We start from the raw sequence: 241 nt of genomic DNA, 5'->3' as shown, positions 1-241 counted from the left end.
GAATAGGAGGCGTGGAGTATTCGCGCGTGTTTGGGCTGCTGCTGCCCTATATCCTAATAATTTTAGTAGTTATCTGTGCCGTGGCTTTCATCCAGCCATTGACGACATGGCTGCCCTATTTGCTGCTTTAAGCGCTACGGGAGCGGAGTGCGGCATGTCAGATCATGGTAAACCAACGATTAAGGACGTCGCGCGGACAGCGGGTACATCCATTGGCACCGTCTCCAGGGTACTGAATCAC

The 241-nt window shown here is 52.7% G+C and carries 1 protein-coding gene; it reads left to right on the top strand.

All coding sequences use genetic code 11. The features are described 5' to 3' along the window. Window positions 1–106: 106 nt before the first annotated feature. A partial coding sequence (locus R0J87_RS24105) for a LacI family DNA-binding transcriptional regulator (protein WP_498889567.1) occupies window positions 107–241 on the top strand: 135 nt, incomplete at its 3' end.

Source organism: Halomonas sp. SIMBA_159 (assembly GCF_046536035.1).
GTDB lineage: Bacteria > Pseudomonadota > Gammaproteobacteria > Pseudomonadales > Halomonadaceae > Vreelandella > Vreelandella venusta_A.
The sequence above is the reverse complement of the archived record's forward strand: the minus strand, read 5'-3'. Positions and strand labels throughout refer to the sequence as shown.